At 44.0% G+C, this 24,807-nt stretch carries 27 protein-coding genes; 5 read left to right on the plus strand and 22 right to left on the minus strand.

Annotated elements, in window-relative coordinates; all coding sequences use genetic code 11:
• Positions 1-16 precede the first annotated feature (16 nt).
• The 11 genes from isdG to MKZ03_RS17830 all read right to left on the minus strand — a co-directional run bounded on the left by isdG (position 17) and on the right by MKZ03_RS17830 (position 10,279).
• Complete coding sequence (isdG, locus tag MKZ03_RS17780) at positions 17-1,138, minus strand: heme oxygenase (protein ID WP_334750574.1); 1,122 nt, start codon at positions 1,136-1,138, stop codon at positions 17-19.
• A 1-nt stretch (position 1,139) separates the two neighbouring features.
• Positions 1,140-2,153 carry a FecCD family ABC transporter permease gene (locus MKZ03_RS17785; RefSeq protein ID WP_106038920.1) on the minus strand — a complete coding sequence of 338 codons (1,014 nt, stop codon included), beginning with the start codon at positions 2,151-2,153 and terminating at the stop codon, positions 1,140-1,142.
• Positions 2,150-3,088, minus strand: coding sequence for an ABC transporter substrate-binding protein (locus tag MKZ03_RS17790; RefSeq protein WP_341032529.1), 939 nt, complete (start codon positions 3,086-3,088; stop codon positions 2,150-2,152). Before MKZ03_RS17790 ends, MKZ03_RS17785 begins: the two co-directional genes overlap by 4 nt.
• A gap of 18 nt (positions 3,089-3,106) precedes the next feature.
• Complete coding sequence (gene srtB / locus MKZ03_RS17795) at positions 3,107-3,859, minus strand: class B sortase (RefSeq protein WP_341032530.1); 753 nt, start codon at positions 3,857-3,859, stop codon at positions 3,107-3,109.
• 16 nt (positions 3,860-3,875) lie between these two features.
• Positions 3,876-4,646, minus strand: a complete 771-nt coding sequence (locus MKZ03_RS17800; protein ID WP_307500497.1) for an ABC transporter ATP-binding protein — start codon at positions 4,644-4,646, stop codon at positions 3,876-3,878.
• Complete coding sequence (locus MKZ03_RS17805; RefSeq protein ID WP_106030670.1) at positions 4,633-5,619, minus strand: FecCD family ABC transporter permease; 987 nt, start codon at positions 5,617-5,619, stop codon at positions 4,633-4,635. The genes MKZ03_RS17800 and MKZ03_RS17805 overlap by 14 nt, the downstream gene beginning before the upstream one ends.
• Before the next feature lie 33 nt (positions 5,620-5,652).
• Positions 5,653-6,540 carry a heme ABC transporter substrate-binding protein IsdE gene (gene isdE / locus MKZ03_RS17810; protein WP_341032531.1) on the minus strand — a complete coding sequence of 296 codons (888 nt, stop codon included), beginning with the start codon at positions 6,538-6,540 and terminating at the stop codon, positions 5,653-5,655.
• A gap of 75 nt (positions 6,541-6,615) precedes the next feature.
• Positions 6,616-8,424 (minus strand): NEAT domain-containing protein, encoded by a 1,809-nt coding sequence (locus MKZ03_RS17815; protein WP_341032532.1) that lies wholly within the window; start codon positions 8,422-8,424, stop codon positions 6,616-6,618.
• Between the two features lie 18 nt (positions 8,425-8,442).
• The gene (gene isdC / locus MKZ03_RS17820; protein ID WP_106030737.1) at positions 8,443-9,096 is read right to left on the minus strand and encodes a heme uptake protein IsdC; all 654 of its coding nucleotides are present in this window, start codon (positions 9,094-9,096) and stop codon (positions 8,443-8,445) included.
• A 20-nt stretch (positions 9,097-9,116) separates the two neighbouring features.
• Positions 9,117-9,575, minus strand: coding sequence for an NEAT domain-containing protein (locus MKZ03_RS17825; protein WP_106030673.1), 459 nt, complete (start codon positions 9,573-9,575; stop codon positions 9,117-9,119).
• Between the two features lie 371 nt (positions 9,576-9,946).
• Complete coding sequence (locus MKZ03_RS17830) at positions 9,947-10,279, minus strand: winged helix-turn-helix transcriptional regulator (RefSeq protein WP_340974075.1); 333 nt, start codon at positions 10,277-10,279, stop codon at positions 9,947-9,949.
• Between the two features lie 176 nt (positions 10,280-10,455).
• Between MKZ03_RS17830 and MKZ03_RS17835 the strand changes: the two genes are divergently transcribed.
• Genes MKZ03_RS17835 through fosM form a run of 4 tightly spaced genes read left to right on the plus strand, consistent with a single transcriptional unit; the run spans position 10,456 to position 13,650 of the window.
• Positions 10,456-11,349, plus strand: a complete 894-nt coding sequence (locus tag MKZ03_RS17835) for a VOC family protein (protein WP_034660455.1) — start codon at positions 10,456-10,458, stop codon at positions 11,347-11,349.
• Complete coding sequence (locus MKZ03_RS17840; protein WP_066031541.1) at positions 11,327-12,088, plus strand: GTP cyclohydrolase II; 762 nt, start codon at positions 11,327-11,329, stop codon at positions 12,086-12,088. The genes MKZ03_RS17835 and MKZ03_RS17840 overlap by 23 nt, the downstream gene beginning before the upstream one ends.
• A complete protein-coding gene (ribD, locus tag MKZ03_RS17845) occupies positions 12,075-13,166 on the plus strand; it encodes a bifunctional diaminohydroxyphosphoribosylaminopyrimidine deaminase/5-amino-6-(5-phosphoribosylamino)uracil reductase RibD (RefSeq protein WP_341032533.1) in 1,092 nt (363 codons plus the stop codon). The genes MKZ03_RS17840 and ribD overlap by 14 nt, the downstream gene beginning before the upstream one ends.
• Before the next feature lie 58 nt (positions 13,167-13,224).
• A complete protein-coding gene (fosM, locus tag MKZ03_RS17850; RefSeq protein WP_341032535.1) occupies positions 13,225-13,650 on the plus strand; it encodes a FosM family fosfomycin resistance protein in 426 nt (141 codons plus the stop codon).
• A gap of 121 nt (positions 13,651-13,771) precedes the next feature.
• On the opposite strand, the gene MKZ03_RS17855 is transcribed toward fosM, so the two are convergent.
• The 7 genes from MKZ03_RS17855 to MKZ03_RS17885 all read right to left on the minus strand — a co-directional run bounded on the left by MKZ03_RS17855 (position 13,772) and on the right by MKZ03_RS17885 (position 21,244).
• Positions 13,772-14,626, minus strand: a complete 855-nt coding sequence (locus MKZ03_RS17855; RefSeq protein ID WP_307500502.1) for a polysaccharide deacetylase family protein — start codon at positions 14,624-14,626, stop codon at positions 13,772-13,774.
• 65 nt (positions 14,627-14,691) lie between these two features.
• Complete coding sequence (locus MKZ03_RS17860; RefSeq protein ID WP_034660460.1) at positions 14,692-15,021, minus strand: PTS lactose/cellobiose transporter subunit IIA; 330 nt, start codon at positions 15,019-15,021, stop codon at positions 14,692-14,694.
• A gap of 19 nt (positions 15,022-15,040) precedes the next feature.
• Positions 15,041-15,364 carry a PTS sugar transporter subunit IIB gene (locus tag MKZ03_RS17865; RefSeq protein ID WP_060597591.1) on the minus strand — a complete coding sequence of 108 codons (324 nt, stop codon included), beginning with the start codon at positions 15,362-15,364 and terminating at the stop codon, positions 15,041-15,043.
• Positions 15,365-15,376: 12 nt separating this feature from the next.
• Positions 15,377-16,810, minus strand: coding sequence for a glycoside hydrolase family 1 protein (locus MKZ03_RS17870; protein ID WP_341032537.1), 1,434 nt, complete (start codon positions 16,808-16,810; stop codon positions 15,377-15,379).
• On the minus strand, positions 16,807-17,871 hold the full coding sequence (locus MKZ03_RS17875; protein WP_341032538.1) for a mannonate dehydratase: 1,065 nt from the start codon (positions 17,869-17,871) through the stop codon (positions 16,807-16,809). Before MKZ03_RS17875 ends, MKZ03_RS17870 begins: the two co-directional genes overlap by 4 nt.
• A gap of 14 nt (positions 17,872-17,885) precedes the next feature.
• Positions 17,886-19,196 carry a PTS sugar transporter subunit IIC gene (locus MKZ03_RS17880; protein ID WP_307500504.1) on the minus strand — a complete coding sequence of 437 codons (1,311 nt, stop codon included), beginning with the start codon at positions 19,194-19,196 and terminating at the stop codon, positions 17,886-17,888.
• Between the two features lie 89 nt (positions 19,197-19,285).
• Complete coding sequence (locus tag MKZ03_RS17885) at positions 19,286-21,244, minus strand: BglG family transcription antiterminator (RefSeq protein ID WP_340974083.1); 1,959 nt, start codon at positions 21,242-21,244, stop codon at positions 19,286-19,288.
• 136 nt (positions 21,245-21,380) lie between these two features.
• Here MKZ03_RS17885 and MKZ03_RS17890 point away from each other — a divergent pair, with 136 nt between their 5' ends.
• Positions 21,381-21,593 carry a hypothetical protein gene (locus MKZ03_RS17890; protein ID WP_223250412.1) on the plus strand — a complete coding sequence of 71 codons (213 nt, stop codon included), beginning with the start codon at positions 21,381-21,383 and terminating at the stop codon, positions 21,591-21,593.
• A 48-nt stretch (positions 21,594-21,641) separates the two neighbouring features.
• On the opposite strand, the gene MKZ03_RS17895 is transcribed toward MKZ03_RS17890, so the two are convergent.
• From MKZ03_RS17895 to nhaC, 4 genes are all read right to left on the minus strand, one after another.
• Positions 21,642-22,067: a YwqH-like family protein gene (locus MKZ03_RS17895; protein WP_034660466.1), complete on the minus strand. Its 426-nt coding sequence runs from the start codon at positions 22,065-22,067 to the stop codon at positions 21,642-21,644.
• Positions 22,068-22,349: 282 nt separating this feature from the next.
• On the minus strand, positions 22,350-22,613 hold the full coding sequence (locus MKZ03_RS17900; protein WP_334750584.1) for a YwqI/YxiC family protein: 264 nt from the start codon (positions 22,611-22,613) through the stop codon (positions 22,350-22,352).
• A gap of 38 nt (positions 22,614-22,651) precedes the next feature.
• Positions 22,652-23,077: a YwqH-like family protein gene (locus MKZ03_RS17905; protein ID WP_307500508.1), complete on the minus strand. Its 426-nt coding sequence runs from the start codon at positions 23,075-23,077 to the stop codon at positions 22,652-22,654.
• 297 nt (positions 23,078-23,374) lie between these two features.
• A complete protein-coding gene (nhaC, locus tag MKZ03_RS17910; protein WP_307500509.1) occupies positions 23,375-24,781 on the minus strand; it encodes a Na+/H+ antiporter NhaC in 1,407 nt (468 codons plus the stop codon).
• Between the last annotated feature and the right edge of the window lie 26 nt (positions 24,782-24,807).

Consider the following 24,807-nt stretch of genomic DNA (forward strand, 5'->3'; position numbering starts at 1 on the left):
GCGCTATGTTTCTTTTTTAGGCTTTTTTCTGTAAAGCTGGTCTAGTGACTTGCACTTCGTAGTACGTAATTTTGTTTTTTAATAGTCCTTCAGGTTTCGCTTTTCCATGAGCGTGTGCATCACCAAATGCCTGGGATTTTGTCCAGTTCACAAAGTCTTCTTTTCGATTCCAGCGGGTATGAATGGTCACTTCATCGTAATCGGTTGTCTGCTGTGTGACCCATACTTCCATGCCTAAAAATCCTTCCATGAATTCTACTTGTCCCTGCTTGTTAAAGCGCTTGACGAGGTGGTCAGCACTGCCTTTTTCTACTCTTACCTGGTTGTTGACAATGATCATGTTTTGTTCATCTCCCTTTTGTTGTTGGATCGAAGCGATTGGGATAATGAGCGGATGCTCACCGTCTAAGTGAACCTCAGCCTGAATCCCAAAGACTTCTTTGAAAAAGTTTTCTGTTAATACTTCGTTTGGTGTCCCTATTTGATAAACCTGACCACCCTTCATCGCAATGAGGCGGTCACAATATTTCGCTGCCTGCTGCAGGTCGTGAAGAACCATTAAAATGGTGATTCCATGCGTCTTATTCAGCTGTTTGAGCAGCTCTAGTAAATCAAGCTGATGTGCAATATCTAAGTAAGTAGTCGGCTCATCCAGAATCAAGGTCTCTGTCTTCTGAGCGAGCGCCATCGCAATATACGCCTTTTGTCTTTCTCCGCCTGACAATGTATGCAGCATTCTGTTTTCATTGATGCGGCTATTGGTCACATCAAGCGCCCACTCAATCGCTTCTTGATCTGTCTTCGAGCTCTTTTTCCAGATCGAACGATGCGGACTGCGTCCAAGTGCGACCAGCTCCCGTACGGTCATAGATGGAATGGCTGTTCTCGTCTGCATGAGGACGGCGATTTCCTTTGCAATCTCCTGAGCTGTCATCTCTTTTTGCGGTATATCGTGAATGTATATGATGCCGCTTTCGATCGATGTAAGACGTGCGGCTGCTTTAATAAAAGTCGACTTCCCTGATCCATTTGGTCCAATAATTCCTGTCACACTTCCTTTAGGAACAGCTGCTGAAATAGACGACAGCCGAAAGCCTCCTTGACTGAGACTCACGTCATCCATAGCTATCACTTCCAACTTAACCCCTCCCTTTCTTTTTTAATAAATAGAGGAAGAAAGGTGCACCGATGCAGGCAAGCAGGATACCGACAGGCAGTTCAACCGGTGTAAACCATACCCGTGCCGCTGTATCTGCAAAAACCACAAGTACGCCTCCGCCCAGTATTGAGATCGGCAGCAGGTACCGGTAGTCATCTCCAATTAAAAGACGGATAAAATGAGGAACGACCAGGCCGACAAATCCAATTAAGCCGCTCACACTTACAGCTGCACCAGCTAAAAGCGCCGCCAGCGCAATTAAGAAAAACCGAGTGCGCTCTACTCTAAGGCCGAGTAACTGCGCCGATTCATCACCAAGCAAAAGAAGGTTTGCCGGCTTGATGGCAAAAAAACAAAGGCACAACCCAGCGAGCGCATATGGCGACACGAAGCTTAGATGATGCCAGCTCCGTCCATTTAATCCTCCGGATAAAAAAGGCAGAACAGCCTGCACACGCTCACTATAAAGCACCATAAACCCATTCATAACCGCCCCAAGGAGGGCATTGACTGCCACTCCCGCCAAAATCAATTTCAGCGGTGAAACACCTTGATCAAATGAGAGCATATACACCACAAGTGCCGCTAATAAAGCGCCAAGGAAAGCAGCAGCTGGCAGCAAATACGTAAATTGCGGAAACACAATCATGCTGAGCACAGCAGCCAATCCGCCGCCAGCAGTCACACCGATGATGCCAGGGTCAGCGAGTGGATTTCGGACGACTCCTTGTAAAATCGCCCCTGATGCTGCGAGACAGGCCCCAACGATGAAACCTATTAGAACTCGCGGCAGGCGTAAATCCATCACAATTTTCTCATGAACAGGCTGGCCTGATCCCATCAAAGCAGCGACCAAATCTGGCAGCGATAATTGAACAGAACCTAATGCAAGCCCTAGGCATGCGCCCACACCTAACGAGAGAAATAGTACGGGTATCAGCCATTTTCGTCTCGACTGTCTTTTTTGAAAATCTAATTCTGTATTCATTTTCATGATGACAATCGCTTCAATCTTTTCTCTAGCTCATCAATCGCTCTCATCACTTCCGCGCCTGGGTTCGTCCCAAATAGATCACTCGGCAGAATCTCGACGTGTCCATTTTTGACAGCTGACACATCGTGCCAAGCGGCATTCTGTTTCATTTCACTCATAAAGCCCGCTTTCACATCTTCAGGATTGCTGTGTGTCATAAGCAGAATAAGATCAGGATCGGCTTCGATGACCTTTTCTGCATTGATTTGAGCGTATTGAGGGAATTTCTCGAGTGCCGGTTCATTCTCAGCGATGTTCGTCCCTCCTGCGATGTGCAGTAAATCTCCGCTTAAGGATTGAGGAAGTGCCGCCATATATGTGCCAGGTGCCCCGTATACAACGAGTGTCTTCACTTTTTTCTGAGGCTGCTTGACCTGCTTTTCCCTCTGATCGATTTGCTCATTGAGGGCTTTGGCCTTTTGCTGCTTTCCGAGCAAATCCCCGAATAACGTTATTTGACGCTGAATATCCTTCACTGAATTGGCACTTGTCAAAAGAAGCTGTGAACCAATTCCTTCTATTGTAGAGATGTCCTTACTGTTTAATTGTTCATTCCCAAGCACAACATCGGGCTTTAAGCTTGTGATGAGCTCTACATCAAATTGATGCGTTGTGCCAATCGTTTGGACGGACTTTGCCTGTTGTAAGCTGTCTGGTAATTCGGCGGCCGGACGGCCAACTACCTCACCGCCTAAGGCATACAGGATGCTCATGTCTCCAGTCGATAATGCGACGATACGCTGAGGTGATTCTTCAAACGACAGCGTTCTTCCAGTAAAATCCTTTATCTTCAGCGCACCTTGCCCGCTTCCTTTCTCTACAGGTGCTGCCTGACTGCATCCGCCGAGGAGAAGCATCAAGACGAGTCCCGCGAAGATCACATGTGAAAATTTCAACCGTCTTTCTCTCCTTTTCTAGTAAACTTTCTTTAGCTTTGCCTGTATCACGAGACGCCCATTTTTAGGTGCAAGCACATGATCACAGGTCGATAGAGTGAGGATGAGGTCATCTGTGGACACGTCTGTCTTCGTTTGATAGATTGATTTTTTCCGCACAGCTTGCAAGTAGTGCGCATATTCGCCAAGATCTTGAAAATCGGTTTGAATATAATCGAAATCCACCGTTGTTTCATACACGGCAAAAATCTCCGCCTCATAGCTTTGATACAGCGTATCGTACTGAAATGTCCGATGATCATGGAAGAAATCCTTTTTTAAATAGTTTGTGAGTCCAGCGAACATGGATCCATCCCTCATCCGATGCCCGTACACCACAGTATTCGGGCTTTCATGCAAGACGTCATTGCGATAATCCATAAAGATACTGCCTGCCCGGGTGTCATTTTTTAAGTAATTACGGGTTAAGTAGAATGCATTATCACGAGATTGAACGATTGGGTACTGAATCATCGTGTCCTTCATATTGATCCAGCCGACAATGTCGTTGTTCACCTTCCGCAGCTCATCAAATGACGTACGGGTGGTTCCCGGTTCCCGGCTTTCAGTCATTCCTTGCTCTTGACCATACATCGTCTGAGCCTTTGCAAGTACCTGACGATTTTGATAATAGCCGAACAGTTCTAAGCCAATGGCTGTACCGCTATAAATGAATACTCCTAAACAGACGATCGTCACCAGACGCTGCCAGACCCGTTTTCCTCTTTTCACACTGTCTCACCTGCTTTTATATGCCAACAGGCACGATGTACATTCCTGTTTCTGCATCCTGTCTAATCGTGACGGACACATCATAAATGTGCCGCACATTCTCTTCTGTTAACACATCGTTTGGCTGTCCTTCACTGATAATTCGTCCATCCTTCATCGCAATGATGACGTCACTGTAGCGGACAGCCTGATTCATGTCGTGCAGCACCATGACAATCGTGAGTCCATGCACGACATTGAGCTCACGGATCAGCTCAAGAATGTCAAATTGATAGTAGATATCCAAATAGGTTGTCGGTTCATCTAAGAAAAGGATCGGTGTTTTTTGCGCAAGTGCCATCGCAATCCATACACGCTGACGCTCACCACCTGACAGTGAGGCGAGCGGCACCTTTCGTTTTTCCGTTAGCTTTGTACTGGACAGTGCCCACTCTATCGCTCTCTCATCCTCTTCCTTGTCACCCCCGCGCATCGTCTGGTACGGCGTTCTACCGAAGGCCACGACCCGTTCGATCGTTAAATCAAGCGGCGCTTCATTTTGCTGATGGACGACAGCCAGCTTTTTTGCCAGCTCCTTTGGCTTAAATGCATTCAGCGCTTGTCCGTCTAAGTGAATTTGCCCTTTGTTTGGACAATGATTATTCGCCATCAAGGAAAGCAGTGTGGATTTCCCCGAGCCATTTGGACCGATAATGGTTGTGATTTTCCCATTTTCAATCTGTGTTGTGACCGATTCAACGATGTCCTTCTGCTGGTCATATGAGAATGACACCTCACGAATGTCCATGGAGACGGTCCCCCCTTCTTAATAAAAAGATCAGAAACGGCCCGCCAATCACGGCCATGATCGTAGAGGCAGGAATCTCATTTGGCGCTACAAGCGTCCTGCCGAGCGTATCAGCCGTCAAAATCAGCAAAGCCCCGCTTAACGCAGAAAATGGAATGAGTACCCGATGATCCGAGCCAACAAGCCTTCTTGAAATGTGCGGAATGAGCAAACCGACAAAGGCAATCACGCCCGCTACCGCAGCTGTCACCGCCGCGAGTAATACCGCTGTGATGGAAATCAAAAGGCGCATTCTGGTCACACGCAACCCTAAATTTTTCGCTGTCTTGTCCTGAAGAGCCAAGAGGTTACACCATCTGCTGAAGAAAAGTGCTACGACAAGGCCGGCGACGCCATAGACTCCGATTAAACGGACATCTCCCCACGTTTTCATCGTGAGATTTGACTGTCCTGACTGATTGATCGTGATATTGAAATAGCTGCAAATGGTCACAAATGCTTCAGCCATTCCAGTAAACATGGCATTGATGGCGATCCCAACCAAAATCATACGGATTGGGCTTAAGCCGCCCTTCCAAGACAGAACGTACACGAGGAAACATGCAATGGCTCCGCCTAATACCGAAAATAAAGGAGAGTAGAAATAAAATTGAGGAAGCGCTGTAATCGCCATTAAAGAAAAGAAGCTGGCTCCTGATGAAATTCCAATGACGCCGGCATCAGCTAATGGATTTCTCATGACCGACTGCAGCAGTACACCGGAGACAGATAAGGCGGCCCCTGTAAACATTGCGATGAGCATGCGGGGAATTCTCAAATCTTTAATGATGTCTACCTGTGCATGTTGACCGGTGATGAGCCCTTCCAATAATTCAATCGGGGTGACATGAATGCTCCCAGTAATGGCGGAATAAATAAACACGCACACCAGTAAGAGACTGACTATCAGAAATAAAATCCCTGTTTTTTTCATCTTGAACGTCCTTTTATCATTAAGATTCGCCGCTTATGACGGATACAGCATACGCGTTAGTTCATCTAATGCCTCTGCTGCCTTTAAATTGCCCGTTGTCCCGAATAAGCTTTCTTCGAGGTCATACACCCGGTCTTGTTTGACCGCATGAAAATGCTTCCAGATGTCATTTGTTTTAAATTCTTGATCAAACATGCGGACAACTTCATCTGGCATCCCATGTGCGGCCCGGAGTATGATATCTGGATTGGCTTTTTGTAAATACTCCGTATTAGATGCCAAATACTCCATTTTCTCACCTTGGACAATGTTCTTTCCGCCTGCGATACGTACAAGATCACCAATATATGAATTCTCTGTTGCCACCAAATAACTGCCCGGTACACCAAGCAAAATCAGAACGGACGGCTTGCGCTTTCCCTTCGTTTTCTCTTGTATGTCTTTCTTTTTTTGTTCAAAGTCAGACACGATGCGCTCGGCTTGTTTCTTTCTGTCATACTGAGCTCCGAGCTTCGTGATCGCCTTCTCCATGCTACCAAGGCTCTCGAGATTTAAGTATGTGGCAGGGACACCTGCTTGCTGAAAGGGTGTCTCTAAATCATATTGAAGGGTTGTGACAGACAGGACATCTGTCGGTTGAAGTGATTGGATGATTTCCATGTCCGGGCTCATTGGATTACCGACTTCCGGCAGTCCTTTATAACGAGCTGGCAAGGATTTTTGACTTGTTGGCACCCCGACAAGATCCACCTCTAAAGCATCCATCATCTCCACAGCAGCTACAGTCGTTGCCACAATGCGCGCACTTGATTCTGCGCTTTTTTTGCCTTTCGCTGAACTTTCGGCTGACTGTGAGCAGCCCGATAAGATCACGCACACACTAAGAGCAGCGATCAGGGTACATAACATTCGATGCTTCAAAAACAGAAGCCTCCTTTCGAAAAAAGAGAGTGGATGCGCCGAGAGAAATTGCGCATCTCACTTAAACTAATCCATCTATCTTGTTCTTGTTTGATACTTTCTTACGAGTACGAATAATGACCCGCCGAATAAAAGAATATACACCCAAAGAAGAGAGGTATCTCCTGTTTTCGGATTCAACTGTCCAGTCTCAGACTTGGTTTGGTCATCTGATGGAGTAAATGTCATCTGCTCTGCGCCTGTTTCCTCTGGCGCTAGATTTTCAAGCTGATTTGTTTGAGAATCGCGATCATTTGGATTTTTGACAAAGCCGATACTCTCATCGTCTCCGATTACCGTAGCAATGCCGCTTCCTTCACCAAGAGTGATTCCTTTTTTGTCATAGACAAGTTTGACATCGTACTGCTCATGATAATTCGCAGCAGGAATATCAATTTTTACGCGTGCTGCTTGAGCTGTGCTTAAACTTTTGGCTTCATATTGAATCACTCGTGTGTCTGCTTTTTGATCTGTTTTTGCGACAAGCGTCTCTTCATATTTCCCGCCTGTCCCTACTTGGAAGGATGTGATGGCTGAGCTGTTCTTCACTGTATATGAAACGAAATGGCGGCCATTTTTCACGACCAATGTCGCAGGGCTCACGACGTAATCGTTCATACGAGAATGCTCATCCTTGTCTGCTTTCTTCATTGAGAAAGGCAGCTTGTATACACCATCTTTAAGCTTAGCCGTCTCTTGAGCAGCTCCGCCGTTATTTGTTTCTGGTGATGGTGTGTTTGGTTTTGGTGTTTCTGGTGCAGCCGGTGTTTCTTCCTCTACCTGCCCGTTCTTAAGTGGAGCGATACTCTTTGCATCGAATTGAAAACGAATATCGTAGGTTTGGTCATAGTTAGCAGCTGCTACCACGATGTGTACTTTCCCTTTGACCGCTTTTTTCAGATCAGCGACATCAAATGACACAACTCTTGTGTTCTTTGCTTTATCTGTGCTGACAGTCTTCACTTCTTGATAAGATCCGTTTTTCTCTGTTTTCAAGGAAGCGACAGACGTATGATCCTTCACCGTAAAGGAAATGGTTTGTTTTCCATTTTTGATAGTTAAGGTTGCAGGATGTGAGAAGTATTGGTTCATCCGAGATGCCTCGTTCTCATCCCCTTTCAGCACACTGTAATTGATGCGGTACTCGCCATCTTTTAATTGATTTTGCGCAGAATCATCTGGTTTTGATCCATTGTTATTGCCAGGTGTTGCCTGATGATCGTCTGGTTTTGTCCCATTTTGATCATCCGGTTTTGTTTCGTTATCGTCTGGCTTTGTGCCATTTTGGTCATCTGGTTTTGTTTCGTTATCGTCTGGCTTTGTGCCATTTTGGTCATCCGGTTTTGTTTCGTTATCGTCTGGCTTTGCAGGTGTAACGAGTGTTAGGCTGCTTTGATCGAATGCAAGCTGTACGTCATACGCTTCGTCATAAATAAAGCCGCCTAAATCCCAGTAAATTTTCACCCAGCCGTTTAATTTGGCAGATAAGTCAGCAACATCAAATTTGATCACACGTGTATTGGCTGTTTCATCCTCACTGACGGTTTCAGTGGTGACAAGAGCACCATTTTGTTCAACCTTGAAATCTGTAATCTCTTTGCTTTGCTTCAGCGTGACATAGGCTGTTGTCTTGCCATTTTCCACAATCAGCTTAGCTGGCTTTTCTGTATAGGTATCCATCATGGACGCTTCTGTGCTGCCATTCTTTAAAATGGTGAATCCGGCCGTGTATTCACCATCAACAAATGATGCCGCTTGAGCCGTTCCTTGAGGAATCTGAAACGCAGTCAATAAACTGAATAAAACGAGCAGAATGGCTGCCTTTAGATGAAAAAGACGTTTCAAATGGTGACACTTCCTTCCTTAATGCTTGATGATCCACTTTCTTGCTAAAAACCCGCCTGAGCATAGAGCAAGCACAAGGAGCCACCCTGTCTGGTTTGTATCACCAGTTTGAGGATTCTCTTCTTGTTTTGTCGTGGATGAATCAGATGTTTTAGTTGATTCTTTTGATGGCTGCTGATCTTCTGCTGCACCCGCTGATTTGTTTGTGCTGTTAGACGAAAGCGATTTCATGCTGCTCTCATCGAATTTCAGCTGAATGGTATAATCATGATCATAATCAGCAGATTTAACAGTGACATGAATTTTTGACTTGATTGGCTTAGACAAGCTCTGAGCTTGGAACTGAACAAGCCTTGTGTTGGCTTTTTTATTGGTTGAGAGAACCGTTGTATCGACATAGCTGCCATTTCCCGGCACTTTAAATTCCGTCACCCAGCTGCTATTTTTAATGGTCATTTGTACAGTCAGCTTCCCATTTTTTGCAATCACTTTTGCTGGCTTCAGCCAGTAATCATTTGCCATGGAAACCGCATTTCCTTCAGCCTTCAGCACAGTATAGTTGACGGAGTATGTACCATCCTTTAACGTGGCAGCCTGTGCGTTTGAAAAAGGCAGCATAAGTGCCAATAATAAAGCGGTCATGAAGACTGATAGCCTCATCATTTTTTTCATCAAGCGAATTTCCTCCCTTTCTATTGAACAGATGCTGCATCAAACTTGAGGCGGATGTCGTAATTGCCTGTATATCCGATGACCGGTACAGTCACGCTCACTTTTGCTGGTACGACTTCTGTCAGGCTGTTCACGTTGAATTCAACCGTTCTCTTATTTGCAGCTGTATTTGTACTGATCACCTTCGCATCTTTGTACACACCTTGATCAAGTGTTTTAAAGCTTGTGATCCAAGAGCTATTCGTTAACGTGACTTGTGCTTTGATTTTTCCATTCTTCACGACAAGCTTGGCTGGTTTTTCAAAATACGTATTCGCTGTTGAAGTCGAATCGCTATCTGCCTTCCATACCACATATTGTGCTGAATGTTGACCATCTGCTAAGCCTGCTGCTGAGGCTGAGCTAACTGGGGCTAGGGCAAATAATAGAACAAAACTAAAGAACAATAATACGTGTGATGCTGAACGAATGGCTTTCATGTGAACCCTCCTAAATGATATTGATAATTATTCTCAATAGATAATAAAAAAAATAACCTTCATAAGCGCTGGATCACACTTATAGATGATTATGATAATCATTATCAATTGAGTTGAAAAAATAAATCTTTGCTTCCTAAAAGCCAAAGATGTCTGTTTCTAAATGATGGTTTGAAACGTGTTTTAGGTAATCTGTCCCATTCATGATACCATGGCATAACCTCCATTCCATTACAGGGAAAAGAACCCTCTTCTCCTTGATATTATATGATGAATGAATTTATTGTCAACATCATTTTTCATACTATTGACTTAGATTTCTGGAAAATCGCACAAAAAAAATTTCGAACAGACAGACTGATCGAAATCGATTAGGAAGGGACATGTTCCCCTTTTTTGCTGTTTTTACGTTCTAAAGACCAAGCATACATTTCACGAATAATCGGCTCAATTTTCTTCCCTTGCGCTGTTAATTCGTATTCAATCCGTACTGGAATGTCAGGGTATACGTTTTTCTCAACGAGTCCTTCAGCCTCTAAATCCTTCAGCCTTTCTGATAATAATCGTCCGCTGATGTCCATTTTATTTTCAAGCTGACAGAAACGCTTAGGGCCTGTCAGAAGCTGATTGATGATGAGAATGACCCACTTCTTGCCTAGAATCTCCATGGCATCTGTGATTGGACAGCCATCTACTTGAGCCATACCTTACTCCCTCCCGCTTTTCTCTCTTTTTTTCATTATAGCACAATTAATTACTTGAAATAAGTCACTAACTATTATATAGTTTAGTTACTTTAAGTAACAAGGTATTCATTTTTATAGATTTTCAAAAACATTTGAACATGCCGATGCATATATCATGAAGGAGCTGACCGAGCTTGAAGACAATTGAGGAGCTAAGATTGGGTGTAACAGAGTTACATGTGTCCAGCTTTGAGCGTTCTTTACCTTTTTATACAGACATTTTAGGATTTACAATAGTAGAACAGACGGAATCCACCGTCACTCTTGGAAGCAATGCAAAGGAACCCATTCTTTTGTTAAAAGAGGATGCACAGCTCAAGGAGAAGCCTGATCATGAGCCAGGACTTTATCATTTTGCTGTTTTATTACCTACCAGAAAAAACCTGGGCACATGGCTGGCACATGTGATCAAAAAAGGCTATCCTTTAATTGGAGCAAGCGATCACTTTTTCAGTGAAGCCATTTATTTAAGTGACCCTGACGGCATTGGCGTAGAAATATATGCTGATCGCCCTGAGGACGTTTGGGTAGGTGAGCATGGAGAACTGAAAGGTGGCGGAAATGCACCTCTTGATGGAGATGGTCTCCTGCAAGAAGCCGCTGATACAACTTGGGAAGGACTTCCCGCTGGTACAGTTATGGGACACTTACATTTCCATCTTAACCCAGAAGAAGCTGATTCCTTTTATGTCAATACGCTCGGTTTTCACATCAGAATGGCTCCACCAGCAAGCCTGTTTATCGCCGCTGGTGTGTACCACCATCACCTTGCCTTTAATGCATGGGGACGGGGACGAAAAGGAGCCATTGATCCACGTTTTTCAGGAATTAGAAGCTATACACTGGTATTCCCACAAGAAGCAGACAGACAGTCCGTTGTCGAGCGTCTGACAAAAGCAGGCACTCAAGTGAAAACAACAGGGAAAAGTAACGAATTTGTTGATCCATTTGGCGTTCTCGTTCGTTTACAGATTGAAGAAACAGACAAAAAAGAAGGTGCAGAATATGGACAAACACACAGATCTTAAAACAGCCATTTTAAAAGATAAAATCAAACGAGTACAGCAAGAAGACGGGTATATATATATCACTGGACCCATTAAATTGCCAGTGAATTTAGACGGCAGAACCGTGATGTTCAACTGGTATTCATGGTTAAAAGACGATGGAAAAGAGCCATTGTCAGATGACGCTTTAATTGAAAGCCTCTCGTCCCGCCAGCTTGCCGATCATCAGCAGTCAAGCGTGCTAGTGTATGGGGAGTTCGAGCACGCTGACGAAGCCCTTATCCGCATGCATTCCATTTGCCACACTGGTGATATTTTCGGAAGCAAGCGCTGCGACTGCGGGTTCCAATTGAAGCAGTCCATGCGGATGATTGAAGACAATGGTGCAGGTGCACTGTTCTATTTAGCCAATCATGAAGGTCGCGGTATTGGACTTTTCAGTAAAGCCATGGCTTATATTCTTCAAGAAAACGGCTACGATACAGTAGAAGCGAACGAAGCACTCGGTTTTGAAGATGACACGCGTCAATATGAAGAAGCCATCGCGGTTCTTCAAACACTTCGTACAAAGCCAGTCAGACTCATTACCAATAATCCGAAAAAGACAGATGCCATCAGCCATGCAGGTCTATCTCTTTCTGGACGTATTCCGCTTTGGGGTGATGTCTCGGAGTTTAATGAAAAATACTTGCAGACAAAAATCAACCGCTCAGGTCACATGAAGGCGGAGCAAGAGGTGCGTACGATTGCCACATCATGAGCGATATATGAATCTAGCCCTTGAAAATGCACAGGCAATGAAAGGTCAGACCTCTCCAAACCCGCTCGTCGGGGCTGTGATTGTGCGAGAGAATGAAATTGTTGGTGTCGGTGCTCACATGAAAGCCGGTGAACCGCATGCTGAAATTCATGCACTTAAAATGGCTGGAGACAAGGCAAAAGGAGCCACCATTTATGTGACTCTCGAGCCTTGTTCCCATCACGGCCGCACAGGCCCTTGCGCGGAAGCACTTGTGAAAGCAGGCGTCGAAACCGTTGTCGTGGCAGCGCTTGACCCGAACCCGCTTGTCGCAGGCCGCGGGATTGCCATCTTACAAGATGCTGGCATCCAAGTGATTACAGGCGTACTGGAACAGGAATCCATTCTCATAAATGAAGTATTTAATCATTTTATTACGAAAAAAACACCTTTCGTGACGCTCAAGGCAGGTATTACCTTAGACGGAAAAATTGCGTCTGCTACGTCTGACAGTAAATGGATTACATCTGAAACATCTCGTTATGATGCTCATCATATCCGCAGTATCAATGATGCGATTTTGGTCGGTGCTCAAACCGTTATTCATGACGATCCTTCACTAACTGCACGGATTCCAAATGGGCATCATCCGATTCGAATTGTCTTAGACTCTAAGCTGTCAACACCGCTGACAGCAAAGATCGTCACTGATCAGACGGCACCTACATGGATCTTTACGACAAAGCAAGCCAATCAGGGAAAACGAGCCGCTTTAGAAGCAGCTGGCGTCAGTGTCTTTATAACAGATAGCGACACGCGGGTGCCCCTGCAAGAAGTGCTTCAAGTGCTGGGAGAAAGAAATGTCTCCTCCCTCATGATTGAAGGCGGCGGCCAGGTCAATGCCTCATTTTTAGAACAGCAGCTTGTAGATAAATTGGTCATCTATATGGCACCTAAACTCATTGGCGGTCGGCTGTCCCCTTCCTTTTTTGGAGGCGAAGGCATACGCCTCATGAGTGATGCCATCGAATTGGATCAACTCTCAGTAGAACCACTAGGGAAAGATATCAAAATAACGGGCTATCCTGTTTATCAATAAACAAGCTTGTAGACCCCATCTACAGGCTTTTTTTCAAATATGTTTTGAGGTGAATGTGATGTCGATAAAAGGAATCAATCATTTGTTATTTTCTGTTTCTGATTTAGAAACCTCTATTGATTTTTACACAAACGTATTTGACGCCACTTTATTAGTAAAAGGAAAAAAGACAGCTTACTTTGATTTGAACGGGCTATGGCTTGCCCTGAATGTGGAAAAAGACATTCCTCGTCAAGACATTCAGCACTCTTACACGCACATCGCTTTTTCAATTGATGAAGAGGATGTAGATCACATGTACAACAAGCTAAAACATTTGAACGTCAACATCTTGCCAGGCCGTCCGAGAGATGAAAAAGATCATCAGTCGATCTACTTTACGGACCCTGATGGACATAAATTTGAGTTTCATACCGGGACCATGAAAGATCGAATCGATTATTACAAGCAAGAAAAAGCTCATATGGAATTTTTTGATAAATGATAAAAAAACAGAACTTCCATCTTCATGAAAGTTCTGTTTCGCCTTTGAACCACCCAAATGTCGATTCACTAATCATCACCGTGAAACTTGTCATAAAATGTTTCATGTGAAACATTTATAGTTAATTCCCTTCTACAAGTCTTCCAAAGCTTTCGGGTGAAAGTCCCGGTGACACGCGGATACGATGCAAGGACATCATGCCTTGTTCCTTTTTCGCATGTCCTGGTTCAGTGGTGACAGCCATTTGATAACCGGCTTCCTTCGCTAGCTTCAGCGTGTCTTCGTTATAGCGCCCAACAGGATAACTGACCATTCTCGTATGCTGAGAAAATCGTTGATCAAAGAATGCCTTTGATCCTTTTAATTCCTCTTTCTGCTGCTCCTTTGATAAACGATTGAGCTCTAAATGATGAATTGTATGACTCTCAATCGAAAGCCCATTTGCTATCATTTCATCCATTTGATCATCCGTTAAGTGGTTCGGGCGGCCAATGGATTGCGCAATCATGAAAATCGTTGCCTTCATTCCATACTGCTTTAAAATCGGGAATGCCTTAGTATAGTTATCGGTATATCCATCATCGAATGTAATGAGGACACACTTTTCACTTGGCCTCGTATTTGTTGTGAAGACGCGATACGCTTCTTCTGGCGACAGCGTGACATAGCCGTTGTCCTTCAGCCATTTCATATGAGCCGCAAACTCGCTCTTTGGTACACGCAGCGAGCTGCCGCTGGAGATGCTGTGATACATCAAAATTGGAAGCTCTATCGGCTCCTTTTGCTCAATCCATTTTTGTGTATCAATCACTTCCTCTTTTGTCTGCTGAATCTCTTCTGTTTCTTTTGCTAGTAATGGACCCTTTTCCTCTTTGACTACTTGCTGGTTTCCTTCCGTTTGCTCCTTCATTCCCGTACAGCCCGAAATGAGCAGCGCCAAAAGACCAACTGCAATCAACATACATGTTTTCTTCATCCACCAATCCTGCTTTCTCTTTATCTACCGAATGATTATAACAGAAATTGGTTAATAGCTGATATCTATTTTGACAGGGCGTTCATTTTTTTACACATTTCGATCATTTCGATGGCGAGCAGATGAATGGTCTCTGTTGTGAGCATTTGATCTTCTGCGTGTATCAGCAGTAAAGAAAAGGGAAGCTGCTCACCTGCCGCCTCTTTTTGGATCAGCGACAAGTGCAGGTTGTGGATGCTTCGAAACGCTTCCTCCCCTTTTTCAATCAACTGCTGTGCTTTTTCAAAATCATCTGCTCTTGCTAGACGAATCGCTTCGACATAATGACTTCTTGCCTCGCCTGCATGAGCAATGATTTGAAAGGCTGCTCCCTGCATTTCCTCTAATACCGTCATCTGCTTCTCCTCCAATTACTTAAGATTCATTTGCTAGTTTCAGAGCATGCTCTAGTATTTTTTCCCCGTTCGCTGTTCCGTATAATCTCACATTGATGACATCGACAGGTATTTGATAAGGTGCAGCGGTTTTTTCTGCTGCCTTTTTCATAAAGCTTACTTGCGGTCCAAGTAAAATCACCTGAACATCTCCTCCATGCTCTTCTAATTCATCTGCAATGGCCCCTTCAGGTATGGCGTAGATATCATAATCCAGCTCTTTAGCTTCTGCAGCAGCCTTCATTTTGGACACTACAATGGACGTCGACATTCCTGCGGCACAAGCGAGAATGATTCGTTTCATATTCCATCACTCCTATCGATAGATGACTTCTGTTTCACCCTTCAGTTCCCTTGTTTTGATTAATGTCTGGTACCAATACGCTGATGCTTTCAACTGGCGATTCCGTTCATTTTCCAGCTGGATTTCGACTAATCCGTAGCGGTTTTTAAAGGCATTCATCGGTGAGACATTATCCGTAAAAGCCCACAGCATATAGCCCGTGCAATTTGATCCTTCTGCTTTCGCTTGAAGTGCCCGCTTCAAATGCTGGCTGATAAATGAAATGCGATACTGATCATCAATGATACCGTCTTCACTTTTAAACCGTTCTTCCTTTTCTACACCCATCCCGTTTTCGGCTACAAACCACTCGATATTTCCGTATTCTTCTTTTATTCTCATCCCCATATCATAGACAATGTTTGGGTAGATTTCCCAGCCTCTGAATGGATTCATTTTTCTCCCTGGAAGCTCAAACATATCGTAATAATAAGACGGATGAAATGGCGTCCCTTCGTTCCACGCCTTACTCGGCGCCTTGACACGATGCGGATAGTATAAGTTGAGCCCGACGACATCGACCGTATGATTCTTGATGACCTGAAGCTCTTCCTCTGTCGCATCAAAAAGAATATCATGCTTTTTCAACACATCGAGCAATTCCTCTGGATACTCCCCTTTGATGGAGGGATCTAAGAACATTCGATTGAAAAACAAATCATACATCCGTGCCGCTTCTTGATCATGCGGGGCAGAGGATCTTGCATACGTCACTTCTGGATTGAGAATCACCCCGATTTTTGCACCTGTCGATTCCTTCAATCCCATCTCCCGAAACAGCTTCACCACTTTTGCTGTTGCCAGCGCTTTATGATAGTTCCACTGCATCCATTTTTTCGTATTTTGCTCAAAGGGATAACGGATGGCATCTAGATAAACACGTGTTTGGACAACAATTGGTTCATTAAAGCTAAACCAATGTTTGACCCTGTCCCCGTAGCGCTCAAACACTTTTTCCGCATAGAGAACAAACAGCTCGACGACATGCTTTGATGACCATCCGCCATACTTCTCAAGCAAAACGGCAGGAAGCTCATAATGCTCTAAGCAAAACATCGGCTCTACACCTGCTGCAATTAATCCATTGATCAAGTCTTCAATGTAACGGGCATAGGTCTCATCCACAATCCCCTTCTCGTAATCTATGAGAAACCTCGACCAATTGATCGATGTCCTATAGTGAGTCAGTCCGATTTCTTTCATGAGGGCTACATCTTCTGGATAGCGCTCGTAAAAGTTCGTCGCACCAGCCGGGCCATATCCTTCGTGCCATAAGTGATACCCGTTCTTATACCATAAATCGATGTACGAGTCCTGATGCGCTTGCTTTCCCTTCCATCCCTCCGTTTGCCAAGCAGAGGCCGCAGCACCTAGGATAAAATCTCTTGGAATCTCGATTCTGTTCATGTCGCCATCTTCCCTTTCCTCGTTTGAACGTGAAGTCCTTCCCAAATTCCTTGCAAATACATAGCCCCAAGCGCCCGATCATATAAACCGTAGCCAGGTCTGCCTGTCTCGCCAAAGATCATACGTCCATGATCCGGGCGGACATAGCCAGCAAATCCCTCTTCAAACAAAGCCTTCACAATAGCTCCCATATCGAGACTTCCTGCTGACGAAAGGTGCGCTGACTCTTCAAAATCACCATTTTCATACACGATGACATTTCGCAAATGGGCAAAGTGGATGCGCCCTTTTTCCGCATATTTACGCGCAAGTGACGTAACATCGTTCTTCTTATCACAGCCGAGTGAACCAGAGCAAAAGGTGAGGCCATGTTGAGAACGTCCATCGATCTCAAGAATACGATCCAACTGTTTTTCATTACTGACAATACGAGGCAGTCCGAATATATCCCAAGGAGGGTCATCTGGATGGAGTGCCATGTTGATCTTTTCTTCCGCTGCCACCGGAATGATATGTTGTAGAAAATAAGACAGGTTCTCGAATAGCCTTTCTGCCCCAAGCTCCCTGTAATCAGTCATCAATTGTTTCATTTCCTCCTGTGTATAAGAGATATCCCATCCTGGCAGCGAAAATGGATCTGTCTCTATATCCATGTGTTCTAGTTGATGCTGAAAATAGGCAAGGGTCGTGGATTGATCAGCTAATGGAAGGTCTAGCTGCGTTCGTGTCCAATCGAGGACAGGCATGAAGTTATAACAAATGACCTTCACACCGTGCTTCGCTAATCGTCGGATATTTTCTTGATAATGCTTGATATAGACGTCTCTGCTCGGCTTTCCAAGTTTAATATCTTCATGGACAGGAAGACTTTCCACGACCTCAAAGGAAAGTTCATGTCTCTCAATCTGTGCTTTTACATGAGCAATCCTTTCCTCAGGCCACAGGTCACCAGCTGGGACATCATAGACGGCACTCACAATGCCTTTCATGCCTGGAATTTGACGTATATGTGCGAGTGAAACAGGATCGTCCTCTCCGTACCACCTAAATTGCATGTTCATTCATGCCCCTCCTTTTATTCTGAATCTGGTGCCGCTTCTGGTTTGCGGTTAGACAAGAGAACAAATGGCAAATAGATGAAGACTGCTACTACAATACAGATGAGCTGTGTAATGACAGCTCCCATGCTGCCAGCGGTTGACAGCCATGCATTCACAATCGGCGGTGTCGTCCACGGCACCATCACGACTGCTTTTCCAGCAAACCCTGTAGCTGTCGCAATGTAACCAATCGTCCCTGTCACAAGCGGTGTGACGATAAATGGGATTGCCATCACAGGGTTTAACATAACGGGTAATCCAAAAATAACGGGTTCATTGATGTTGAAGAGGCCCGGCCCAGATGAGAGCTTGGCAATGCTTCGCATCTCTTCCCTTCTTCCAGCAATAAAAATCGCAATCAAAAGCCCAATGGTCACACCTGAACCACCGATACTCATATACACATCCCAAAATGGCATCGTGATGATATTCGGAATCTCTTTTCCCTCTTGAAATGCTGTCATATTCACTGCAATCGACCCTAATAAGAGCGGCTCCCGGATCGGTTTGATCATCTGGTTGCCATGGATGCCGATCACCCAGAAAAATTGCGCCACAAACATCAACGTTAAAATCCCCGGCAGACCCTGTACAACACTTTCTAGCGGGCGCTGCACCACGTTATACACTGCTTCATGCAAATAAATGCCTGTCAAACGGTGAAATGCAAAGCCGAATGAACTAATGATCGTAATCGTAATGATCGAAGGAAAAAGTGACGAAAAAGATGTCGCAACATTCGATGGAACAGAATCTGGCATCTTGATTTGAAGCCATTTCACCTCGGTCAGCTTACAAAAGATTTCCACAGATATGATCGCAATGATCATCCCTAAAAATAAGCTTTTTGGATCAGAAAATTGCCTTGCCAGTACATCTACAACCTCACGCATCGATCCATCAACTTCAAGAAGAAGTGTCGTTGGAATAACAGATATAAATGAAATCAATGCCATCAGCCCTGGGAACAGGGACTTGTGCCTGTTGATTTTCCCAAGCTCTATCCCGATGAGGAACACAGCCCCAATCGTTAAAAAGTTCAGCGTGGCATAATTGATTGCCTTCATAATTGGCTGAAGCTCCGCTAAAAATCTGAATATCTCAAAATGAGCAAGCCCTGTTTCCGGGCTCATGATCATATTTGCCACCAATACAGCAAAAGCCCCTGTAATGATGATTGGCATCAATGTGACAAATGCCTGTTTAATCGCCATAATATATTTCTGATTCGTGATGCGATAAGCCACATTCCCCATGACGTCTGCCGCTTTCTCCTTGAAGCTCATGATCCGTCTCCCCCTTTGCAAAAACTCGTGATCATCCTCCTTTTTGATGTTATTTTAAAAGCGTTTTCATTAACATCTAATCTTTTTCCTCACAGATGCGGAAATGGGTGTCCCGTTTTTTCATTCGGATGCTCCAATACTTGAAGCGCCGCCGTCAGTTCCTCAAATGAAGCGGCCTTGATGAGTTGTTCCACCACTTCCTTCCGCTCTGTCAGCCGCACAAGAAATTGATAAAGCGACTGTAATTCTTTTTGATACGTCTTCTGGATACTCAACAAACAAACGACTTGTACTCGATCTTCACCCCACAGCACCGGTTTTTTCAACGTGCAGATCGCACAAAACGTGTCATCTGTTGCCGGCTTCATCGGATGAGGAATCGCGACCAAATGACCGAACGATGTCGGGGACACTTGCTCTCTTTCCAGCAATAATTGTTCAAACTCGTCCGGGATGCGATGTTGTTCCTTTAGCACGTTCACGAAAAATTGAAGAACCTCTTCTCTTGATTGAAGGTCTTGCTGAAAAAATGTCAGCGCCGGACTGACATACCGCAAAACCCCTGTATCCTGTCGATCCTGCACAAAACGTTTCAGCCGTACAATATCATCGTCACTTAAAATCGTATGTACATCAATCACTGGCACTGGCAATGTGTTCTGAAGCGGAATGGTACTAATAATAAAATCAATGCTTCTCAAATCATACGAAGGAATATCCCCAACACTTGCAGTTCCAGCGATCTCCAGCCTTCCGCTAAAAGCCGCCGTCAGCTTATGAAGAAGGAGCTGACTGCTGGCGACACCCGTTGCACACACAATAAGGCATCTCTTTCTCACATGCTGTGATTTTGTCCGCTCGATTGCAGCACCGATATGGAGCGCCAAATACCCAATCTCATCCTCATGGATCTCGACCCCCTCTTTTTCCTTCAGCCATCTGCCCATATAGACACCCGCTTCAAATGCAATGGGATAATGCCTTTTAATGTCCGGTAAATAGGGGTTACGAATGTTCATATCGTACCTAAAACGATGAATAGCGGAACGTAAATGAAGACTTAATCCAACGATTAACTCTTTATCAAATTGAATATCAAGTGACATGTGCTCTTCTACATAAGCAAGCAATTGGTGGGTGAAGCGAAAATGATCCTCTTCTAGAAGATGAAATAATGTATGACCAGCATCTCCGTATGCCATCATCTTGGCTCCCATCAAGTGAATCGCAATGTACGCCATTTCAGATAACGGAAAATCAATAGCTAATACATGCCGAATATCTTCTGCCATTTGTTGAGCCACTTGAAAAACAGGCTGCACTTGAATGTCTTTCAATTCCGCTTCTGGCATCATGACTAGTTTTTTCTCTTCAATTCGTTTGCATGCAATGGCGATGTGGGTGACTAAATTACTTAAACCGATCTCTGACAGATGAAGTCCGTTTGCTTTTGTACGTGAACGCACAATGTCCTGAACCAATTGATACGTTTCTTCAGGTAACAGCGCAGAGTTCGCATGCTCTTGCTGAAACACATGCTCAGCCATACAATATCTTAATTTCATTTCATCCCCTGTCAGCCGCAATCCATATTTAGGGCGATGTGCTACAGAAAGTCCATGTAATGAAAACAAATGTCTGACCGCTTTCAAATCATTCTTCACTGTCGATTCACTCACAAATAGTTCCTCTGCCAACCCATCTAATTTGATATAGTCTTCAGAGAGAAGCAGCCTTTTCAATAGATACGCCACACGGTCTTTAGGCTGATTGGGAATGACCTGTTCCTTTTTTTCGTTTCTTTCTCTCAGCGACTTTTTCAAAAATGTACGAAATGCCCCATAATCCTCGACGGTCAATGAATACCCTGCCCCGCGTTTGATATGTAGTGCGGCTCCATGTTCATCTATTATAGATTTAAGCGCTTTCATATCTGTTCGGATGGTTCGTGATGTGACGCCAATCATGCGGGCAATTTCTTCACTTGTCAGTTCCTGCTCCGCTTGCATCAAGCGTTTCAGGAGCTCCTCCTGACGTAAAGATAGCATGGGCTCTCCTCCCTTGGCATTTACTTTTGCCTATCATCATAAACGAAAATAGAACTCTTTGCCCAGTTTTTCTTACAAATCGGGAACCTCAATATGGCTCAATCGTATGATGATGAAACAAGAGGAGGGATACATCATGGGTTCTTTTATGTTTGTTGTTATGATCATATTGGCTTCTTTAGGAGCAATCATTGCCCACCTGTTCACATCAAAGGATAAACGTACATCTGCTAAGCGTTCTTCACATCACAGTTCAACGACAAGTACCTATACTGATTCATATACTCATCACGCTTCTGATGCCTCCTGCGGGGGAGATTCAGGCGATAGCGGTGGTGGATGTGACTAAACAAAAAAACAGCCGCTCGCTTATAAGACGGCTGTTTTATATTTTATTTTAAAGAGCTTTCCAGCCCCGTTCAATCAAATGTTTAACATCCTTTGCAAAATCCTCGCCCTTTTCCATCACGTCCTGGGCTCTTCCGGCAAAATTACTGGCAACAGCCAGCTCCATTTTTTTTAATTCAAAGTGCAAGATTTTTTGATCAAGCTCGGTTATATATTTTTCATACTCATTGTTCACGATGTCGTGCATTACATGGTAGGCGTCTTTTCGGTGGCGATGAAAGTCGGTTCCTCTCTCACCTTTCCATGACGAATCTAGAGCAGGCTTCTTAATTTCCTTTATGTCTGACTGCGCAAGATCTTGTTCTGTTCGAATATTGCTTTTGGCTGTCTTTAACCGAGAGATCATTTCATCAAATTCTGCACGTCTGTTTTCAATTCCCATATGCAGATGGTGTAGCATCTCGGATAAACTCATGTCATCCACCTCTATCGGACCTCATACGAAAGCACAGCGTCAGAGCCTTGGAAGCTATCGACTCTCTTGATTTTTCCAATCCTGACATTTCTATCGTTTCGCTTTCATTAAGTATAGTATAAGGTGAAAAGCCTCAGTCTTAAATAGGGAAAAGGTGTCCTTTTAGTGACGCGTTTGGAAGAAAAACGGAATAATACAGGGTCGTAAATCCTGAATTATATATAGGTACTTAGATCTATAATTCATACAATTCCATTAAATACCAAAGAAACCGAATGCCAATTATTTTGCCGCAATCGCTTCGTCCTGTTCTTTTAAGGTTTTCACATTCGAGCGCGTGTCCTGGACATTTTTGATTAAGGCTTCTTTAAAGTTTGAGACCATTTCGTTCACCTCTGCCTCACGTGCCGTCCACTTGGTCACAAATTCAAGGCTGTTTTCACCCGCTTTATCTGCTGCTTTTTTCATCATTAAATCTTCGACTGCTTGGGAGACTTCATCTAGTTGATTCATAACTGTTTGGTAGTTTAACTTAATTTGTCCCATCGTGATATCCTCCAGATTTGTTCAGCATGAAAGCAGCTTTACAAGCTGCTCCATGCTTTTGAGATCAAGCGTTTGGCGTCCTCTACTGCGTCTTCTCCTTTTTCAGCAAGACGTGCGGCGTCTCCAGCTAAAGAACTGGCAAAGGATAACGCAGCCTGTTCAGCTTCTAATGTACTGATTTTGAATTCGATGCGGCTCACGTAGCGTGGGTATTTGTCGTTCACAATCGTTTGCAGCGCATCATGTGCTTCATTCCGCTCTGATTTGAAATCCTTGCTTCGCTCACCTTTCCAAGAGGCCCCAAGCTTTGGCTGCTTGATTTGCTTCAGGTCTGTTTCTGCCGCATCTTGTTCACGTTCGACCTTACTTTTCGCCTTTTTAAGTCGAGCGATTTTCTCTTCAATTTCTGCTTTTTTACTTGTAATGCCACCGTTTAGGGCAGACAGCATATCCGACAAGCTCATTATGGGTTCCTCCTCCTGTCAAAAAATAAAAACGCTGCTTAGAGTTCCTCTAAACGAGCGTAAGGTGAATAGCACTTTTTCCAATATTGTTATTATAAGGTTCAAAGACTCATGTTTGAATAGGGATTTGTACCCTTTTTATGGGATAAATATGCTTTCGTTCTGCTTCACATTACCTCTTTAGACCTCTTTTATAAAGGGTCTAAACTCTCCCGATCATCTTCTTTATATCATATGTAGTCTCTCGGTCCTAGGACAAGCAAAAGCCGCCTAATTGAGGCGGCTTTTGTAAACGGCTTATGAAGCCGATTCTTCTGAGTCTTGTTGATTTTTGACGTACCAAATGAATTTCCCTGTATATCCGTAGATAATGGCAAGAGCAATGGCAACAAAGCTCAACCACATAAATGGTAAATATGAGAATGTCGAGACGCCTAGAATTCCAGCCATGTAAATTCCGTTATCTGACCACGGAACCATACCAGACGTCATTGTTCCACCGACCTCAGCGTTTCTAGATAGAACGCGTCTGTCTATTTTCAATTTATCGTAGCTTTTTTCCATAATTTTTGGTGTAAGAATTAATGAAACGTACATTGCACAGCCAAAAATATTTGCGAAGAATGCAACAACAAGTGTAGATAAGGTTACATTTCCTGCATTATATAATTTCTTCTCGAAAGTAGCGACAATCACTTTTAAGACGCCGAGATATTCAAGTACGCCTCCAAAACCAAGCCCGAGAATAATGACCACTAAAGATCCAAGCATATTCACAATACCACCACGATTTAACAGCGTATTTAAGAAATCTACATCTGAATTAATAGAGAAGCCATTGTATGCTGAACCAATCGCATCTGCTGGATTCATTCCTTGGAAAGCCATCGCCCAAATAGATCCTAAAAGAGCACCAATGGCAATGACAGGCATTGAAGGTTTCTTAAATACGAGCAGTAATACAACCACTACTGCTGGGATGACCATCCAAATGTTGATGGTGAATGTATCATGAAGGGCATTTTTCAAAAATTCTACCTTATCTTGATCAATGTTGCGTCCACCATACATAAAGCCTGTAACCGTAAACATAATGGCCGTAATGACAAAGGCTGGTATGGATAAAACCATCATCGCTCGAACATGCGCCAGCACGTCCACTTTTGAAAGAGAGGAAGCGAGCACTGTACTATCTGATAATGGGGATAATTTATCTCCAAAATAAGCACCTGATAAGACGGCACCTGCCACGATCGGAAGTGGGATACCTAGCCCTTCACCAATTGCGATCATCGCAATCCCTGCCGTTCCAACCGTCCCCCAAGAGGTTCCTGTTGCAATGGACATGAGTGCACAGATGACAAGTGTAGCTAATAAGAAGATATTAGGATGAATAAACTCTAGACCGTAGTAAATTAACGTAGGTACAACTCCACCTGCAATCCATGTACCAACAAGTGCACCTACTGCAATTAAAATTAAAATGGCTTCTAGACCATTCGATATCCCTTTTGTGATCGCATTTTGAAGATCCTTATATGAATGCCCCAATCGAATACCTAATGCGATAACTATAAACCATGAGATAAACAATGCTAGTTGAATATCTAATTTGAAATAAAGAGTAAAAGATAAAACAATTGCTAAAAATAAGCCAAGTACAGACACGACTTCTAACATAGACGGCAGACGTGGTGATTTCATTGTGTTTCCTCCCTTTGTGAGTGCGT

It is taken from the genome of Bacillus sp. FSL R5-0431 (genome assembly GCF_038002985.1).
Lineage (GTDB): Bacteria > Bacillota > Bacilli > Bacillales > Bacillaceae > Bacillus.

What these genes read in the sequence shown, in the direction of transcription:
- MKZ03_RS17785 (WP_106038920.1), bottom strand. Translation starts at nt 2,153, where the DNA reads ATGAAAATGAATACAGAATTAGATTTTCAAAAAAGACAGTCGAGACGA.
- MKZ03_RS17800 (WP_307500497.1), bottom strand. Translation starts at nt 4,646, where the DNA reads ATGGACATTCGTGAGGTGTCATTCTCATATGACCAGCAGAAGGACATC.
- MKZ03_RS17805 (WP_106030670.1), bottom strand. Translation starts at nt 5,619, where the DNA reads ATGAAAAAAACAGGGATTTTATTTCTGATAGTCAGTCTCTTACTGGTG.
- isdC (WP_106030737.1), bottom strand. Translation starts at nt 9,096, where the DNA reads ATGAAAAAAATGATGAGGCTATCAGTCTTCATGACCGCTTTATTATTG.
- MKZ03_RS17825 (WP_106030673.1), bottom strand. Translation starts at nt 9,575, where the DNA reads ATGAAAGCCATTCGTTCAGCATCACACGTATTATTGTTCTTTAGTTTT.
- MKZ03_RS17830 (WP_340974075.1), bottom strand. Translation starts at nt 10,279, where the DNA reads ATGGCTCAAGTAGATGGCTGTCCAATCACAGATGCCATGGAGATTCTA.
- MKZ03_RS17840 (WP_066031541.1), top strand. Translation starts at nt 11,327, where the DNA reads ATGGACAAACACACAGATCTTAAAACAGCCATTTTAAAAGATAAAATC.
- fosM (WP_341032535.1), top strand. Translation starts at nt 13,225, where the DNA reads ATGTCGATAAAAGGAATCAATCATTTGTTATTTTCTGTTTCTGATTTA.
- MKZ03_RS17855 (WP_307500502.1), bottom strand. Translation starts at nt 14,626, where the DNA reads ATGAAGAAAACATGTATGTTGATTGCAGTTGGTCTTTTGGCGCTGCTC.
- MKZ03_RS17860 (WP_034660460.1), bottom strand. Translation starts at nt 15,021, where the DNA reads ATGACGGTATTAGAGGAAATGCAGGGAGCAGCCTTTCAAATCATTGCT.
- MKZ03_RS17865 (WP_060597591.1), bottom strand. Translation starts at nt 15,364, where the DNA reads ATGAAACGAATCATTCTCGCTTGTGCCGCAGGAATGTCGACGTCCATT.
- MKZ03_RS17870 (WP_341032537.1), bottom strand. Translation starts at nt 16,810, where the DNA reads ATGAACAGAATCGAGATTCCAAGAGATTTTATCCTAGGTGCTGCGGCC.
- MKZ03_RS17875 (WP_341032538.1), bottom strand. Translation starts at nt 17,871, where the DNA reads ATGAACATGCAATTTAGGTGGTACGGAGAGGACGATCCTGTTTCACTC.
- MKZ03_RS17880 (WP_307500504.1), bottom strand. Translation starts at nt 19,196, where the DNA reads ATGAGCTTCAAGGAGAAAGCGGCAGACGTCATGGGGAATGTGGCTTAT.
- MKZ03_RS17885 (WP_340974083.1), bottom strand. Translation starts at nt 21,244, where the DNA reads ATGCTATCTTTACGTCAGGAGGAGCTCCTGAAACGCTTGATGCAAGCG.
- MKZ03_RS17890 (WP_223250412.1), top strand. Translation starts at nt 21,381, where the DNA reads ATGGGTTCTTTTATGTTTGTTGTTATGATCATATTGGCTTCTTTAGGA.
- MKZ03_RS17895 (WP_034660466.1), bottom strand. Translation starts at nt 22,067, where the DNA reads ATGAGTTTATCCGAGATGCTACACCATCTGCATATGGGAATTGAAAAC.
- MKZ03_RS17900 (WP_334750584.1), bottom strand. Translation starts at nt 22,613, where the DNA reads ATGGGACAAATTAAGTTAAACTACCAAACAGTTATGAATCAACTAGAT.
- MKZ03_RS17905 (WP_307500508.1), bottom strand. Translation starts at nt 23,077, where the DNA reads ATGAGCTTGTCGGATATGCTGTCTGCCCTAAACGGTGGCATTACAAGT.
- nhaC (WP_307500509.1), bottom strand. Translation starts at nt 24,781, where the DNA reads ATGAAATCACCACGTCTGCCGTCTATGTTAGAAGTCGTGTCTGTACTT.